Source organism: Aeromonas oralensis (genome assembly GCF_049665575.1).
GTDB classification, from domain to species: Bacteria; Pseudomonadota; Gammaproteobacteria; order Enterobacterales; family Aeromonadaceae; genus Aeromonas; species Aeromonas hydrophila.
On sequence record NZ_CP187186.1, the window covers coordinates 4,468,004 to 4,483,053 of the forward strand.

Annotated in this window: 16 protein-coding genes; 2 read left to right on the plus strand and 14 right to left on the minus strand. The window is 51.8% G+C overall.

Features of this window, described 5'->3' with window-relative positions; translation table 11 throughout:
- Positions 1-2 precede the first annotated feature (2 nt).
- The 14 genes from ACPDZI_RS20970 to ACPDZI_RS21035 all read right to left on the minus strand — a co-directional run bounded on the left by ACPDZI_RS20970 (position 3) and on the right by ACPDZI_RS21035 (position 12,944).
- On the minus strand, positions 3-536 hold the full coding sequence (locus tag ACPDZI_RS20970; protein WP_118880150.1) for a class I SAM-dependent methyltransferase: 534 nt from the start codon (positions 534-536) through the stop codon (positions 3-5).
- Positions 520-1,650: a DegT/DnrJ/EryC1/StrS family aminotransferase gene (locus ACPDZI_RS20975; RefSeq protein ID WP_274382112.1), complete on the minus strand. Its 1,131-nt coding sequence runs from the start codon at positions 1,648-1,650 to the stop codon at positions 520-522. Before ACPDZI_RS20975 ends, ACPDZI_RS20970 begins: the two co-directional genes overlap by 17 nt.
- Positions 1,651-1,667: 17 nt before the next feature.
- Positions 1,668-2,987 (minus strand): glycosyltransferase family 2 protein, encoded by a 1,320-nt coding sequence (locus ACPDZI_RS20980; RefSeq protein ID WP_146062431.1) that lies wholly within the window; start codon positions 2,985-2,987, stop codon positions 1,668-1,670.
- 69 nt (positions 2,988-3,056) lie between these two features.
- The gene (locus tag ACPDZI_RS20985) at positions 3,057-4,367 is read right to left on the minus strand and encodes a glycosyltransferase family 2 protein (RefSeq protein WP_438833727.1); all 1,311 of its coding nucleotides are present in this window, start codon (positions 4,365-4,367) and stop codon (positions 3,057-3,059) included.
- Positions 4,368-4,628: 261 nt separating this feature from the next.
- Positions 4,629-4,784 (minus strand): hypothetical protein, encoded by a 156-nt coding sequence (locus tag ACPDZI_RS20990; protein WP_438833728.1) that lies wholly within the window; start codon positions 4,782-4,784, stop codon positions 4,629-4,631.
- Between the two features lie 76 nt (positions 4,785-4,860).
- Positions 4,861-5,529, minus strand: coding sequence for a methyltransferase domain-containing protein (locus ACPDZI_RS20995; RefSeq protein WP_118880146.1), 669 nt, complete (start codon positions 5,527-5,529; stop codon positions 4,861-4,863).
- 25 nt (positions 5,530-5,554) lie between these two features.
- Positions 5,555-6,664: a glycosyltransferase gene (locus ACPDZI_RS21000; RefSeq protein WP_118880145.1), complete on the minus strand. Its 1,110-nt coding sequence runs from the start codon at positions 6,662-6,664 to the stop codon at positions 5,555-5,557.
- 34 nt (positions 6,665-6,698) lie between these two features.
- Positions 6,699-7,646, minus strand: a complete 948-nt coding sequence (locus tag ACPDZI_RS21005; RefSeq protein ID WP_438833729.1) for a glycosyltransferase family 2 protein — start codon at positions 7,644-7,646, stop codon at positions 6,699-6,701.
- Between the two features lie 170 nt (positions 7,647-7,816).
- Positions 7,817-9,004 carry an acyl-CoA reductase gene (locus ACPDZI_RS21010; RefSeq protein ID WP_438834602.1) on the minus strand — a complete coding sequence of 396 codons (1,188 nt, stop codon included), beginning with the start codon at positions 9,002-9,004 and terminating at the stop codon, positions 7,817-7,819.
- Positions 9,001-10,059, minus strand: a complete 1,059-nt coding sequence (locus ACPDZI_RS21015; protein WP_323945485.1) for an acyl-protein synthetase — start codon at positions 10,057-10,059, stop codon at positions 9,001-9,003. Before ACPDZI_RS21015 ends, ACPDZI_RS21010 begins: the two co-directional genes overlap by 4 nt.
- Positions 10,059-11,429, minus strand: a complete 1,371-nt coding sequence (locus ACPDZI_RS21020) for an AMP-binding protein (protein WP_438833730.1) — start codon at positions 11,427-11,429, stop codon at positions 10,059-10,061. Before ACPDZI_RS21020 ends, ACPDZI_RS21015 begins: the two co-directional genes overlap by 1 nt.
- Complete coding sequence (locus ACPDZI_RS21025; RefSeq protein WP_187269049.1) at positions 11,429-12,178, minus strand: SDR family NAD(P)-dependent oxidoreductase; 750 nt, start codon at positions 12,176-12,178, stop codon at positions 11,429-11,431. Before ACPDZI_RS21025 ends, ACPDZI_RS21020 begins: the two co-directional genes overlap by 1 nt.
- Positions 12,178-12,411, minus strand: a complete 234-nt coding sequence (locus tag ACPDZI_RS21030) for an acyl carrier protein (RefSeq protein WP_005306726.1) — start codon at positions 12,409-12,411, stop codon at positions 12,178-12,180. The genes ACPDZI_RS21025 and ACPDZI_RS21030 overlap by 1 nt, the downstream gene beginning before the upstream one ends.
- Positions 12,408-12,944: a GNAT family N-acetyltransferase gene (locus ACPDZI_RS21035; protein WP_438833731.1), complete on the minus strand. Its 537-nt coding sequence runs from the start codon at positions 12,942-12,944 to the stop codon at positions 12,408-12,410. The genes ACPDZI_RS21030 and ACPDZI_RS21035 overlap by 4 nt, the downstream gene beginning before the upstream one ends.
- A gap of 164 nt (positions 12,945-13,108) precedes the next feature.
- On the opposite strand from ACPDZI_RS21035, the gene pseF reads away from it, so the two are divergent.
- Both pseF and pseG read left to right on the plus strand, forming a co-directional pair.
- On the plus strand, positions 13,109-13,804 hold the full coding sequence (gene pseF / locus ACPDZI_RS21040; protein WP_438833732.1) for a pseudaminic acid cytidylyltransferase: 696 nt from the start codon (positions 13,109-13,111) through the stop codon (positions 13,802-13,804).
- Positions 13,794-15,050: a UDP-2,4-diacetamido-2,4,6-trideoxy-beta-L-altropyranose hydrolase gene (gene pseG, locus ACPDZI_RS21045; RefSeq protein WP_438833733.1), complete on the plus strand. Its 1,257-nt coding sequence runs from the start codon at positions 13,794-13,796 to the stop codon at positions 15,048-15,050. Before pseF ends, pseG begins: the two co-directional genes overlap by 11 nt.

Here is a 15,050-nt window from a genome sequence, read left to right on the forward strand (position 1 = left end):
GCTCACTTTATGGCTATGGTTGTGTAATGATATGGCATTAGGAAGCGCATATCATCCTCAACTGAGGTGATACTTATGGATGTAAACTCTTTTAATAGAGCATTTATTCCATGCTCAGTAAATCGCCAACAGTCAGGTAACGGGCCATGTATTCTAAAATTAAAAGGAGTCGTTAGTAGTAATATACCATCTTTTTTCAGAATTCTATAAATCTCTGAAATAGCGGAAAATGGATTCAATGTATGCTCCAACACCTCGGTGCATACAACGATATCAAAACTGTCATTGGGAATAATTTCTGAGTTGTTATTTGTAATGTCAATTGTATAGGTAGCATTCGCATCTTTATTCAAGTCTGCAGTTTCTATTTTTGCCTTTAAGAAATGTTCTGCTGCACCTAAGTGATCTTGGGGGGCAATATCAAGTAGCATAACATTCGGTGAATCTAGTTTATCAGCTTGCTCCTTCAGAAAGGAACTGACACTTTCTCTGATAATATTATAAGCATGTATGTCAAACTCAGATATTTTTTTCATGTACGCCTCCTACCCCAGATTTAACAAGGGCAATGATTCTATCAAGATCATGATCACCGATACCAGGGTACAATGGTAGGCATATAACCCTATCTGATAACTCATTTGCAAATGGGAGGTTTGCTGGTGATGAAGATGGTATGCTTTTATACATTGGCATATTACTAATCAATGGATAAAAATATCGCCTAGCATGTATTCCCTCCGCTTTTAGCCTTTCATACAGAGTATCTCGACTCACGGCATAACGGTCATTCACGATGACAGGAAAATAAGAATAATTGATTTGTTCTTCCATTCCATGTAAAGGTACGGTAATCCCTTCAACCTGATTTAATGCTTTACAATATTTTAAGAATGCTTCTTTACGTTGCTGCAGTGCATCACTAACATATTCTAGTTGCAACAAACCAAATGCAGCATTGACCTCACTCATCTTCGCATTTATGCCAGGAGCGACAATCGTGACCTCATCCGCAAAGCCAAAATTTTTCAGATAATCTACGCGCTTTTTTAGTTTTGAAGATGAGGATATGATGGCGCCGCCTTCAAAAGTATTGAAGACTTTTGTTGCATGAAAGCTAAGAACCGACATATCGCCATGCTTCAAGATGCTCTCTCCTTGGAATAGAGTACCAAACGCATGGGCAGCATCATAGATTACATGTAGACCATAGTTATCTGCTATGTTTTGTATTTTATCTATATCACAAGGTGTTGAATAGCAGTGCACAGGCAGAATAGCTGTTGTATTTGGTGTGATTGCTTCTTCGATTCTGTCTGGATCAATGTTAAAAGTACCAGGTTTAACATCAACAAACACAGGGGTTAGATTATTCCATATTAATGCATGACTGGTTGCGACAAATGAGTATGGTGTTGTAATCACCTCCCCTTTCACTCTCAAAGCCTGTAGTGCAGTAACCAAGGCCAAGGTACCATTTGTAAAAAGAGATAGATGTTCAACACCTAGAAAATCACAAAGAGCTGTTTCCAACTGTTGATGGAAAGGACCATTATTTGTTAATTGATGATTATCCCATATTTTCTCCAGATATGGGACAAACTTTTCCAAAGGAGGTAAATATGGTTTTGTTACGGGAATTATCTTCATCAGTGACTCTCCTAAAACTAGTACATCGATAAATTTGATACACTTTCCATTTTTAGTCCTATACGAAGATATTCTTTTGCCGAAGAAAAGATAGTATCGTTTACAAAATTAACTGAGAGTAAATCATCTAGAACAATATAGTGACAGCTAGGCGCCCAATTTGTCATCAGTTCATCACGAATTGACCAACCTCTGAACAAAGGTGTTATAATAATCACGTCATCAAACTGAAATAAGTAATCCTCAATTGGTGTCTTAGAGACCACTTTCCCATTATCTATTACCATAACAACACCTTTGTCAATAGCAATATTTACACCAGCAAAATTTATTATTGAATTAAATATACTACCCGCACCATAGTAAATTATTCTTTTCAACGATCTATTTTCCAGCTCACAGTCTATTTGCCTCTTCAAACCGGAATAAAAACTTTCAGTATAGCTTTTCTCTTGAATTCCATACAAAAGAGTGTGAAGTTCCAAAGTATATCTTTGAAGATGACGATGACCAAGTACATGGTATTTTTGGTTATGTAACTTCATTATATCTTTTGATGCGGCCAACATTTTTATACAGTGTAATAGTTGTAGTGGCACGTTATTATTTCTATTAGACGTCCACGATCCTGTAACCGACTCTCTATAAACAGACATAGATTCGTTTAAGTAGACTGCCCCAGCAGAGAGACTCATTAGTTTTATGAAGTAATCGCCAACATCAAGCCATGGATGTTGAATGAAAAAGTCATAAAACATAGAAAATGTGGATGCTCTGACAATAATCGATGATATATGTATAGTACTGGATATGAATAGCTCACCTAACAAAGAGAATGGAATAAAACCAACATTGACATTATCATCATAACTTCCATAAACTCCACAGATATTTCCAGTCTTTGTATCAAGTCTTGTTGTGGGATGAAATGACAGATCACAACCGTCACTCATAGCTAAGGCTGATATCTGCTCTTGAAGCTTATGTTTAGAGCACCAATAATCATCACCCTCACAAAATGCATAGAATTTACCATTAGCATTCTCTACAAAAAATCTCCAAATGGAGAGTAAATCTCCTTTAGAGTAGACATTATTTTTTCTTTTCAAACTTTTTATTTTATTTGGATACTTACTCTCATACTCAGATATAATCTCCTGCGAGTTGTCCAGGGAAGCATCATCATGTACCAGTACCTCATACTTGAAATTGGTTTCCTGCATGACGATAGAATCAAGAGCATATCTCAAGTATTTCCCATGATTGAATGATAGACATAGCACAGAGACTAGAGCACATTGCTCCGAGAAAAATATATCATGGTTTTCTTTATCCATGTGCTTATACCAATAGTAAATCTATTTGTAAAAATACACTATTATTGTAGTGATATATAACTACTGGCATTACACCACCTCAATATCAGAACGGATCGACATCAGTAATTCATATATCTCTTGATAATAGGCATCAGATGCAATAATAATGGCATCAACATTAATAATGTTAATTTTATCTGGTGGCAATAGAGGGATATTGTACTTATAATCGGACCTGGTTGTATTTCGATCTAATAAAAATGCGGGGGTAAGATCTACTGCCTGCAGCAGGCTATAAATTCTATAACCAATATCACCCGCACCATATATGGCGAATCGATGATTGTGTGTCTTGGCAAGAGATAATATCTTATATAGTCGCTGGTCATCAAACCTATAGCCTGTACCTAGCAGATACATTCTATAATCAAGCAGTTCTTGTGGCTTTATAGAAAGAGATGAGCTTGTCGGCGTTGATATTGATTTCAGAAATTGAGAAAGCGCAGATAATTCCACATGTCTCTGCATCAAACCAAGCAAGAGTTGTAATCCTCCCTGGTTAATTCCATTCTCTATATGAGCCAGATATCGTATAATTTCAGCAACTAAGAGCTCAAGTTCACAAGGTATAGCTATTGGTCTGTTGTCTAACCTCAATGACAATCCCGACAATATGGGAAGAATGTATAATTCATGCATTTTATTGTGAGATTTTAGCAAAGTTAATATATTATATAACCATACATCTAACATTGCTTTTTTCATTTTTTCGACGTTGGTTGACATTGAACCACTTCGTCGATGATATGCTACACCTATCTTATGTAAATTGACAAAAAAGCAATCATTCAGAGCCATTCTAAATATCAGATCATAGTCCTCACATCCCCCATTGGTCCTTGTTGTGGTATTGAAACCCTCCACTGCTATCAAATCATGCTTGTGAAATAAGAAGGAATGTACCGGAGCTAAGTTATCAATCATCAGCGCTGGAATGACATCACCAAAGGCAGGATATACATCACGATGAGTATCATTCTCTTCATCAATCTCTTTATAACCGATTATACAGATAGCGCCTGATGATTGGCCCATACATGTAGCTTGCGCGGTCAAACATCCAGGTAAAAGCGTGTCATCAGCATCAAGAAATTTTATCAACTTTCCTTTGGAGTGCTTTATTCCAGTATTTCTAGCTGCAGAGAGCCCTTGGTTTGATTGTCTTATCAATTTTATGGGAAAATCATACTCTCTCACAGAAAGGGTGATCGGTTCGACTGAACCATCATCAACAACGATCACTTCCAAAGGATAATAATTTTGTAGCTTAATAGAGTCAAGCGCCCGTGAAAGATATATTTCTTGTTGGTAACAGGGGATAATTATGGATATTAACATAGGCTATTCCATTCAGGACAACATGTCTCTTATATATGCAAATATTTACATAACCCCAAAAAACACACTCTTGGTATAGGTAACTTTAAATGTGTCTTTATGTGATCACAACTTTAGCAAGTCACAAGTGCATCATATACTCTTATAACCTTTTCAACACACTAATACAGTCTATGTTCCCCCTCCCAATTGATTGCCGTCTGGCTGATCACTTCAAATCCATGATGTTTCGCGATAAAGGATATATTATCCTTCGAGATATTACTTCGTCCACCGATATTCAGGCTCCATAAATCCAAGACTCTTACATGAAGAATGCACCATTGCATCCCATGAATAGACCAGACTCAGGGAACCATTATCAACCACAATGATTTCTATATCTTGATAAACCTGCTTATCAATAGATTCGAGCACCCGGTTTAAATACTCTTCTTGCTGCTAGCATGGAATTACTATTGATACGCGCATACTTGAACCCTTATGATAACTACTACAGCTTTCTAAAGATCACATCAACATGTATAGAGCCATTTTCTGAAATTGCTTCTACACATACAAGACATCTTATTAAATCACATATATTCACTCTCTCCCTCTTATTCCAGACATATAGACTTCCATTTTCTATACAAAAATTCCATTGATGCATTCCGTTATACTTCTCATGCTCAGCCTCATTAGCTGAATGCTGAATATATATATAGCCACCAGGTCTAGTAACTTCTATCATATTCATGATACATCTAATCGGGTCATAGCTATGATCCAATGTATTCCTAGCATATGTAATATCAAATGAATTCTTAGCAAAGCTATCCAGTATATGTTCTGTTTCACATAGTTCTGTCAGTATCGGAGGAGGAGATGGATAGTTAAATTTATGATATTCGTCTGCTAACGCATCTATCGCCGTTATTTTTATTCTTTTATTAGTATGCTTCTTTCCTAAGATGGTGAGTGGCCCAGCGCCACAATCTAGGATAGTAATATCAGTTCCATCACAAGAACTGACAAGATCATGTAGCGTCCCACGCAGAGGAAGATCAGGATCTAGTCTGTCAAGAAAATCCCGTGGCCACAATCCCCCACGCTCTCTTACCCATGAAGACCAAAATTGCACTTCAGATAAAACCCCTTTCGCCCACTCTTTTTTTTGCATTTTCGCCCCATTTTTGTACCATGAACTAAATAATTACTGATTTATAAGTTGTCACAGCATTTATTTCCATTGTTATTTCATCTCTATAAGGGATTGAAGCAATTATTACTGCATCAACGCCTTCTATTTTTACAAGATGTGGCTTTATCTCTATCCCCATAAACTCACCACCCACATTTTTATCAACAATATATATTATTGAGTATTCATTCATGTTATTTATTATTTCATAGCACAGGCGCCGCCCTCTCTGGCCAGCCCCCCAGACGGCGATACATGCTCCATTAGGGAATATTTTTTTAAGACGAGACAAAATATCCATATCATCTTGGTCAAGATATGCCTGCAGTGGCTCACCTGCATACTCAGTCTCAGCCCGACTTGCTAGATAACTATCTTTAAAAGGGTGAGCACAATATGCGTGCCAAGGTTTTTCCTGACCACAGAAATGTACGAGGATGGGTACGAGCATGTCCTTTTGTAAAATGTGATTAGGTTGAGCATTCCACTTCTCATCGAGATAAAGAACCTTATTCTGCAAAATAATGTTTAAGGCATCCTGATCATTATGCTCAAAACCATTATTATCAATGAGCAGGTCCAATGCCTGCTGACTGATATTATTTCCCCGCCATTTGCTAAGATCCATCAAAATAAAGCCTGCATTGAAATATCTACCAGATAATATTCCTCGCTCCTGCTGCTTCTTTTTATCACCCCCCAAAATATGATCAGATACTACGGCAGCAATGGAGCCCCCCATATCTACCGACCAAAGTGGACTGATATCCCCCACCGCAATCATGTCTGCATCAATGAACAAGACCTTCTCAACATTATGCAAGACTTCAGGTATGGCAAATCTATAATAAGTAACCTCATTCAATCGATTATTGTAGAGGCTACTGATAGGGATTTTTTTATAGTCAGGTATATTTTCATGAAATATAACATTCAAATCATTGGAAACTAATGACGATAATTTAGATATATTTTCTTTATTAAGTCGACCTAAAATGTGGCATTTTAGCTGAAAGTCGTGCTTAAGATGCGTCCCTAGACTATGGATCAAAGCAGCTAAATGAATAGCAAAACCATTATCAATGCAGAAGGCAACATGGATCGTTTTTTTCATTTGGTTACCTGTTCAAGTTCATGCGACATGCTGTCTATTTTACAAAAATTTTTTCATATACTAGTTCCGGTTCATTTCTATGTTGCCACGCAAATTCATGACGCTCATCAAAGAACCACTGAGACTGAACCGAGTCCGTGATGAACGAATCAAAAAACGCCCAGTTTCTGGCGCGTAAAAAATACAGCGCAGTGGAAAACCAAAGATGGCTTTTCCCCTTTTTCACCAACAGCTCATCCATTCCTGCCTCACGCGCCAAATCACATGCGGCCAGCATATCTTGCAAGGCAAGCTTACGACGTTCATCTGAAGCACGAATAGTTCCACAAATGCTACCGCTATGGACTCTATAACGCCCATACACCTGCGAAATACGGTCTATTCTTCCTCCCAAATAAAATGAATTGAGAATATGCCAGGAGTAGTCATTCACTACATGGCAATCAAGATTCACTGCATCCAACATTCTTTCATGACGACGGAAAGCACAGGAACTGGTATTGAAAAAGAGTCCGTACTGCACCAGGTGTTCCGGACCCGCTCGCTCAGGGATATATTTCGCGTTGTAATAATCCCTGCTGAATAGCGAGGTGGTACGATTTGAGTCGCTATCAAATACTTCAGCCTCGTGATAAACGAAACCACAATCGGGATGCCTATCCAGATAATTGGTTAGCGCCTGCAGCTTGCCGGGGAGAGCCAAATCATCTCCATCGACATAAACCATATACATTCCCCGAGCTTGTTCCAGCAAAGCACGTATGGTCAGGCACACCCCTATGTTTTTTTTGTTTTGCAGAGCCCGCAGGGCCGGCCACTGCCGTGCCAGCCGCTGCATGATGGACCAGGAGTCATCACTCGAGCCGTCATCGATGGCGATCACTTCGAACTCGAAATCCGTCTGCTGCTCGAGCAGGCTGAGCAGGCAGGGTTCGATGAAGCGCGCCAGATTGTAGACGGGCACCAATACGCTGACTTTCATAGGGAAATCCAAGGGAAAATGAATAGAAAAGAAGCAGATGGGAGAAAATGGGCAAGGCTACCGCACGGTCCCTGTCAACCCTTCTCCCTCTCTGTCAGGTTTTACTGCAAGAGGTATGCCCGACCAAGCTAATCCATTGAAGCTGCGGGATTTATGTGAGCCACACCCGATTATTCACGTCGGCTGAGGCCACGACTGCACAGTTGCAGCATGTCGATGCCATCCCAGTGCCATTCGAATGCGAGCGCCTGTCCCGGCGCCACCACCCGGTCAATCCGGCAGGTGGGGGCAGTCGGCAGCGCCGCTTCGACCCCGGCCCTGTCACCGCCGACCCAGACGCAGGTCTGCATGTCCCAGGGCTGTGCCAGCAGCTCATTCAGGGTATCGGCCACAAATTCGGCAACTGTACCTCCTCCGACGTGTGCGAGCCGCAGCGTGCAGGTCGGAGTCAATAAGGTGACGCCGGGCAAGCTGGTCACCTTCACTGCCCCCTGCTCGGCGGCATTTTGTTGACTGTGGATGAGCCTCTCCATCGCCAAGGCAGGATCAGTGGCAAAGGGAGCAAACAGAGCTTCCAGCAAGCAGCGGCGCAGCTCTTCGCCGGGCTCGCCCAACCAGCAAAGGGTGGTTGGCGAGGCACAAGCCTGCTGGTTGAAACGGGTGCAGTCCTGCTGCAAGGCATCCAGCGTCCGTTGCCACTCTTGCGGATCCAGCCCGGCCAGCCAGAGGCTGTCGAGCACCGCCATCGAGCGGCGATCCGGAAACACCACTTCCTGCGCCGTTGGTGCCAGGGGAATGGCCCGCACCTGGCGAATGGTCTCATCGCCGCCCCAGATGATGCGCAGCCGGCAGCGCGCCGACAGCCAGGCGGTGATGCCCTCGTCGTGGTCATAGCGAATGAAGCGGGTACGGGCGGCGATCTCTTGCCATTCACCGAGGCTGAACAGTTCGTTGAGGATCGCCAGCATGGCCTCCTGCTGCGGATCACGGCGTGACGACAGTCGCACCACGCAGGGGTTGCCCATCAGCAGAGCCATCAACCAGGAGTAGAAGGCCACCGTCGGCACGTTGGAGGGCACCAGATGAAAGGTGACCCCCAGCGGTCCTCGTCCCTGCAAACGCAGCTGTTCTCTGGCCAGCTGGCGGGGCCGCAGCCAGAAACCGAACGCAGCCAGATCGGGATGACGCCGCCCCTCCTGTTGCAGGCGGGCCGACAGCGCCGCCACGAAATCGCAGATGACGTTAGAAAAGCAGGGCAAGGGCTGCGGGCAGAAGGTTGGCCAGCCCGTCGTCGGGGCCACGAAGCCGACCGCCGGCCCCTCCTGCCAGAGCCCGGTGGTCACCCCGGACGGGGTCATTGGAAGGTGTCGCTGCATCCCCTCACCTCGGCGCCGTGCTGGCGTCCCGCTACGTGAAAATAACGGCCATGGCGGCCACAAGGGCAGTCATCCTCCCCCAGCAGCACGCCGAGATCCTCGCTCAGCAGGCTGTGGCCGGGATAACTGCCGGGAATGGCGGAGAGCACCTGCAGCAGGCCGGGACTGCCAATCCCGAGCGGCTGATGGGTGAGCGGATCGCGCACCTGTACATCGGCAAACACGGGAGCATGCAGGTGACCTTGCTCGCACTCGACGAAGATGGAGCCCACCTGCTCCACCATGCCGTAGAAGTTGTGTACCCGGCCCAGCCCCAGCTGTTCGCGGCAGCGGGCCTTGAAGGCGTGATTGTCCACCGCCAGATGCTGCAGCTTCTTCCAGCCGCCGCTGTGAAACAAAATGCCCTGCGTCAGCGGCAGTTGCAGGCCGCGCTCGCGCAGCGGCTCCAGCAGGCATTGCCAGACCATGAAGGTGAAGCCGAACAGCAGCACCGGCTGGCCGGCATATTTGTCACAGAAGGCCTCGATGACAGACCAATTGGGCCGCATCTGCTCGTCGAGGGCATAGGTATGGTCACGGCCGAGGAAAGAGAGCCCCAGCGCGCCCGCGCCGCGCGCCGAAAAGCCGCTGCGGTTCTGGATGAGGGCGGGTTGCTCCACCAGCAGCATGGGCAGGCGCTGCTTGCCGACAAACTCCTGCAGGATCTTCACCAGCACCTTGCTCTGCAGAGCGGCGGTCTCCCGGTCCAGCACGATCCGTGATGGCGAGCCCGTGGTGCCCGACGAGGTGAGCACCTTGAACACCTCGCTCTGCGGCACGCTCTGCCACTGGGCCAGTTTGAACAGCCGGGCCGCCAGGTAGGGCAGCGCATCGTAGTCAGTCGCCGCAGCCGTCCAGCCGAAGGCTTGCAGCACATTGTCATAGGCCGTGCAGTGCGCCCGATGGTGCGCAGTCAATGCGTTGAGCCGCGCCAGCAGCAGCGCCTGTTTGGCAGCCTGGGGCAGCGCGAAGACCGGCGCGCTCAGCAAGTGCTCCATCACGCCTCCCCCGCCAGTCTGGCCAGAGCGGCGTAGTCAATCTTGTGATTGGCGGTGCGCGGCAGTTGTGTCACCTGCACCACCTGTACCGCCCGCGGCGGGGCTTGCAACCACTGCGCCAGTTCGCGCTGCAAGCCGTCGGCCGGCTGGTCACCGCGGGGCTCGACGACCACCAGCAGGCTGTCATCACGCCCGCCGCAGGCCCCCGTCCAGCCCCAGCGATGGAGCTGGCTCTCGACCTCCGCCAGGCTGACCCGCTTGCCGAACAGCTTGAGAAAACGGCTGAGCCGGCCGCAGATGTAGTAGCGGCCCGCCTCATCGCAACGGGCCAGATCGCCGGTGGCCAGCTCCTGCAGCTGGGCGCCCTGCGCCAGATCCTCGGCCGTGCCGGCGTAGCCCAGCATGACGTTGTCGCCGCGATAGACCAGCTCCCCCTCCCCGTTCTTGCCCCCTTCCAGTGCGCGCAAAGCGAACTGGCCGCCTGGAATGGCGCGGCCGATGGCATCCGGATGAGCAGCCACCTCGGGCGCCGCCAGCCAGGCCATGCGGGCGGTGGCCTCGGTCTGGCCGTACATGACGAAGAAGCGCCGCTCCAGCCGCAGGGCCTGCTCGGCAAACTGCTGCGCCAGCGCGGGCTCTAAACGCCCGCCCGCCTGGGTCAGGGTCTGCAACGAGGGGTAGCGGGCCCAGTCAAAGCGCAGCCGGGCCAGCATCTGATAGGTAAAGGGCACCCCGGCAAAGCTGCTCACGCAGTGCAGATCGACCTGCTGCCAGAAGTCACGCTCCAGCACGCTCCCTTCGTGCTGCACCAGGGAGGCACCCACCAGCAGATGGCTGTTGAGCACCGACAAGCCATAGGAGTAGTACAGCGGCAGGCTGGTGATGGCCCGCTCGGCCGCCGTCAGCGCCAGATAGTCGGCGATGGAGGCGGCGTTGGCAGCCAGATTGCGCCCCGACAGCCGCACCCACTTGGCGCTGCCGGTGCTGCCCGAGGTCGGCAGCAATACTGACAGTTCCGGGTGCAGGGTGGGCGTCGTCGCGGCAAGCCGCTCCAGCTGGCCGGCGTCATTGACCCGCCAGCTCACGCCAAACTGCCGGCAGCTGGCATCGTGCTGGCTCGCTGGGAGGGCGGGGTCTGCCAGCATCACGACATGCCCCAGCTTGAGCGCCGCCAGATAGTGCAGCAGGTGGGCGGTGCGGGTGAAAAAGGGCAGATAAACCAGGCTGCGCTCGTCCGGATAGCCGGCAGCCAGCCGCGCCAGCCGCCGTGCCAGCTCGCCGTAGGAGAGCCAGCCCTCTTGCGGGTCGCACCAGGCCGGCGCCGGGTTGTCTTCCCGCAGGTGGGCGAGCAGTGCGTGCGCGTGATCCATCAGATCGTCATGCCTCCATCCACGCCGATGACCTGGCCGGTCACATAGCTTGCCAGGTCGGAGGCGAGAAACAGCGCCACCTTGGCCACCTCGTCCGGCGTGCCGATGCGCCCCATGGCGATGCTGGCGAGCCGCTCAGCAAACTTGTCGTCCGGGATGGCGTGGGCCATCTCGGTGTCGATGAAGCCGGGGGCGATGGCATTGACCCGGATCCGGCTGGCGGCCAGCTCCTTGGCCAGCGACTGGGTGATGCCGATCACCGCCGCCTTGCTGCCGGCATAGCTGCAAAGGCCGGCTGCCCCCACCCGCCCCATCAGGGAGGCCAAATTGATAATGCTGCCGCCACCGCTGCGCTGCATCAGGCGGGCGGCATACTGGCTGCAATAGACCACGCTGAAGGTGTTGTGGCTGAAGGTCTGCTCCAGCTGGGCCTGATTGACCATGCCGAGCAGCCCCTCTTCCAGCATGCCGGCATTGTTGACCAGCACGTCCAGCTGGCGCGTCTGGGCAAACAGCTGCTGAAAGGCCTGCTTGACTGCCTGCGGCTGTGCCACATCGACACAGAGAGAGTGACAAGACACGCCGAACTCGGCGCCGAGTTCATCGGCCAGCCGGCTCAGGGCCGCCTCGTCACGCCCCGCCAGCCACAGCTCAGCCCCCTGCGCGGCAAACAACCGGGCAATGGCGAGCCCGATGCCGCGCCCGGCGCCGGTGATCAACACCCGCTTGCCTTGCAGCAGCCCCTGCATCAGAGGGCGACCCCGTACTTGGCGAGGATCTCCCGCGCCTTGGCGACCGAGCTCATGTCGATGATGTCATCGGTATCGAGCAGCACGCCGTAGCAGTCCTCCAGCTGGGCGATCAGGCCCATGTGGGCGACAGAGTCCCACTGGGGAATGCTGTTGTAGGCCAGCTGGTCGCTGACGCTGCCGACGTCGATGCCGAGGGCATCGGCAAAAACCTGTTCCAACGCTGTAGTCATCTGAAAAATCTCCGTAGCCGTTCTCGGGCGGCATAATAGTCGGCGGGCTGCAGTTCGAGGGCGATGAAGTCGCCCTGTTGCCCCTGTTGGCGATAGCCGAGCTGCGCGTTGAGGCGCAGGGCGGCGTCATTGCCGGTGCGCACCAGAGTGCGGATGCAGCCGAGCCCGAAGGTATCGAAGCCCTGATCGAGCTGTGACAGGGCGGCGGCGACGGCCAGCATGGGGTGACGCACGCTGGAGCGGCCCAGATAGAGGCCGGCATCGGCCACCGGCTGCCCATGCAGCGATTGTCGCGTCTCCCCTTTCAGGTTGACGTAGCCGGCCCGCAGGCCGCGGCACCAGAGCACCCAGTGCTGCTGGTCAGACCGTTCCAGGCTGCTGACGAACCACTGCCGTTGCTGGCGGGGGGAGATGAGCGTCTGCTCCACCATCTGCAACCGCACCTCGTCCAGGTTGCGCCAGCGTCGCAGGGCGGGCAGATCCCAAGGCTGGAGCGGGCGCAATTCGACACCATAACTCATGTTCAATACCAACGACGTCCCATCACTTGCCCATGTTATCGACCATCACCGGGCAATTCCGTAGCAAAGCTCAATAATATAAGATGAAAACTCGGTATAATCTCAAAAATAATCAACGAGTTGTCATCAATTATCCGGCCCGGCGACCACGTCGGGCTCCTCAGGGAGAGAGCATCATGGCCATCGCCATCATCCCGGCACGGGGCGGCAGCAAGCGCATTCCCCGCAAGAACATCCGCCCCTTCTGCGGCTTGCCCATGATTGCCTACGCCATTGGGGCGGCCAGAGACTCGGGCTGTTTCAGTCGGGTGGTGGTCTCCACCGATGACCCCGAGATCGCCGAGGTGGCCCGTCGCCTCGGGGCCGAGGTGCCTTTCCTGCGGGGCGCCGCGCTGGCCGATGACCATACCGGCACCACTCCTGTGGTGATCGACACCATCCAGCGACTCGACCAGCTTGGCATCCAGGCAGAGCACTACTGCTGCATCTATGCCACCGTGCCGCTGATCCAGGCCGCCGACCTGCGCGCCGCCCACCACCGCCTGCTCGCCAGCCAGGCTCCCTTCGTCTACACAGTGGCCGAATTCGGCTTCCCGATCCAGCGGGCGGTACGCATGGACGCGCAAGGCCGAGTCACGCCGTTCTGGCCGGAGCAGATGGCGAAACGCTCCCAGGATCTGGAGCCCGCCTATCAGGATGCCGGCCAGTTCTACTGGGGCAGTCGCGCGGCCTGGCTGGGAGGCATCAGCCCGGTGGGGGGAGAAGGGATTGGCCACATATTGCCGCGGCACAGGGTGGTCGACATCGATACGCCGGAAGATTGGCACCTGGCCGAACTGCTCTATCAAGTGCTGGCCCAAGATGACGTTTAAGGTTGCCTTTCGCCTCGACGCCGGCGCCAAGATCGGCTTGGGCCACCTGATGCGCTGTCTGGCCATCGCCGATCGGCTGCACGCCGCCGGGGCCGAGTGCCACTTCCTCTGCCACAATCTGCCGGCGCACCTGCTGGCGTTGCTGCGGCCCCATCACCATCATCCCCTGAGCACGCTCGATGACGCTGGCCCGTTGCCTGGCTTGCTGCCGGATTGGCTGGTGTTCGATCACTACCAGATTGACCGGCGGCTCGAAACCAAGCTGGCCGCCCACTGCGGCCGCGTGCTGGTGATCGATGATCTGGCCGACCGGACACACCACTGCCAGCTGCTGCTGGATCAGGGACCCTTGCGCCGCACCGCCGATTACCAGCCGCTCACCCCCGCCGGCTGCCGGCTGCTGCTGGGCACCGACTATGCCCTGCTGCGTCCCGCCTATCGCCAGCTGGCGCGGCAACACGCCAGTCAGTGGCGACGGGGGCTTATCTGCTTTGGCGGTGCCGACCCGGCCGGCGCCTGCCTCATCACCCTCAACAGCCTGGCCCGACTACCCTGGGCCCGCACTATCCAGTGGACCCTGGTGGCAGGTGGCGCCAATCCCTTCTGGCCCGAGCTGGAACAGAGAGTGGCCGAGCTGGCCGACCTCGATTTGGTGCTGCTGCGCCAGAGCGACCAGATGGCCGACCTGATGAGCCGGCACGACTTCGCCATCGGCGCCGCCGGCGGCATGACCTGGGAGCGGGCCTGTCTCGGCCTGCCGACCCTGGCAGTGCCTATCGCCGACAACCAGCAGTTTAACGACCAGGTGATCGCCCGCTTTCAGCTGGCCGAGCGGCTGACCCTGAGCGAGCTGGCCGAGCCTGAGCGACTGCTGCAGGCTCTGCAACGGCTTGAACAACAGTCAGACGACTACCGCCACCGTGGCCAGCAGCTGGTGGACGGGTTGGGGCTGGATCGGCTCACCGCCCGGTTGCTGCAACAATCGGATTATCAGCTGTTACCAGATGGCCGGCAGTGGCGCTTCCTTTGCGATAACCAGCCGCTGCTCACCCTGACGCTGAACGGCCGGCGGCTGACATGGCAGGCCACCCGGCCACTTCAGCCCACGGAGTGGCAAGAGCTGGCACATCGCTTGCAGACAATTTTCTCCCAATTTCCCCTCTATCTTGCCGAGCCACCGCAGATAGCGCCCCCTGCCCCCTGGCAGCCGGCGCCGCAAGGCTGGCAACTTGGCAAAGGAGTCTGA

What these genes read in the sequence shown, in the direction of transcription:
- ACPDZI_RS21005 (WP_438833729.1), bottom strand. Translation starts at nt 7,646, where the DNA reads ATGAAAGTCAGCGTATTGGTGCCCGTCTACAATCTGGCGCGCTTCATC.
- ACPDZI_RS20970 (WP_118880150.1), bottom strand. Translation starts at nt 536, where the DNA reads ATGAAAAAAATATCTGAGTTTGACATACATGCTTATAATATTATCAGA.
- ACPDZI_RS21015 (WP_323945485.1), bottom strand. Translation starts at nt 10,059, where the DNA reads ATGGAGCACTTGCTGAGCGCGCCGGTCTTCGCGCTGCCCCAGGCTGCC.
- ACPDZI_RS20995 (WP_118880146.1), bottom strand. Translation starts at nt 5,529, where the DNA reads ATGCAAAAAAAAGAGTGGGCGAAAGGGGTTTTATCTGAAGTGCAATTT.
- pseG (WP_438833733.1), top strand. Translation starts at nt 13,794, where the DNA reads ATGACGTTTAAGGTTGCCTTTCGCCTCGACGCCGGCGCCAAGATCGGC.
- ACPDZI_RS21010 (WP_438834602.1), bottom strand. Translation starts at nt 9,004, where the DNA reads ATGACCCCGTCCGGGGTGACCACCGGGCTCTGGCAGGAGGGGCCGGCG.
- ACPDZI_RS20975 (WP_274382112.1), bottom strand. Translation starts at nt 1,650, where the DNA reads ATGAAGATAATTCCCGTAACAAAACCATATTTACCTCCTTTGGAAAAG.
- pseF (WP_438833732.1), top strand. Translation starts at nt 13,109, where the DNA reads ATGGCCATCGCCATCATCCCGGCACGGGGCGGCAGCAAGCGCATTCCC.
- ACPDZI_RS21000 (WP_118880145.1), bottom strand. Translation starts at nt 6,664, where the DNA reads ATGAAAAAAACGATCCATGTTGCCTTCTGCATTGATAATGGTTTTGCT.
- ACPDZI_RS21020 (WP_438833730.1), bottom strand. Translation starts at nt 11,429, where the DNA reads ATGGATCACGCGCACGCACTGCTCGCCCACCTGCGGGAAGACAACCCG.
- ACPDZI_RS20985 (WP_438833727.1), bottom strand. Translation starts at nt 4,367, where the DNA reads ATGTTAATATCCATAATTATCCCCTGTTACCAACAAGAAATATATCTT.
- ACPDZI_RS20980 (WP_146062431.1), bottom strand. Translation starts at nt 2,987, where the DNA reads ATGGATAAAGAAAACCATGATATATTTTTCTCGGAGCAATGTGCTCTA.
- ACPDZI_RS21025 (WP_187269049.1), bottom strand. Translation starts at nt 12,178, where the DNA reads ATGCAGGGGCTGCTGCAAGGCAAGCGGGTGTTGATCACCGGCGCCGGG.
- ACPDZI_RS21030 (WP_005306726.1), bottom strand. Translation starts at nt 12,411, where the DNA reads ATGACTACAGCGTTGGAACAGGTTTTTGCCGATGCCCTCGGCATCGAC.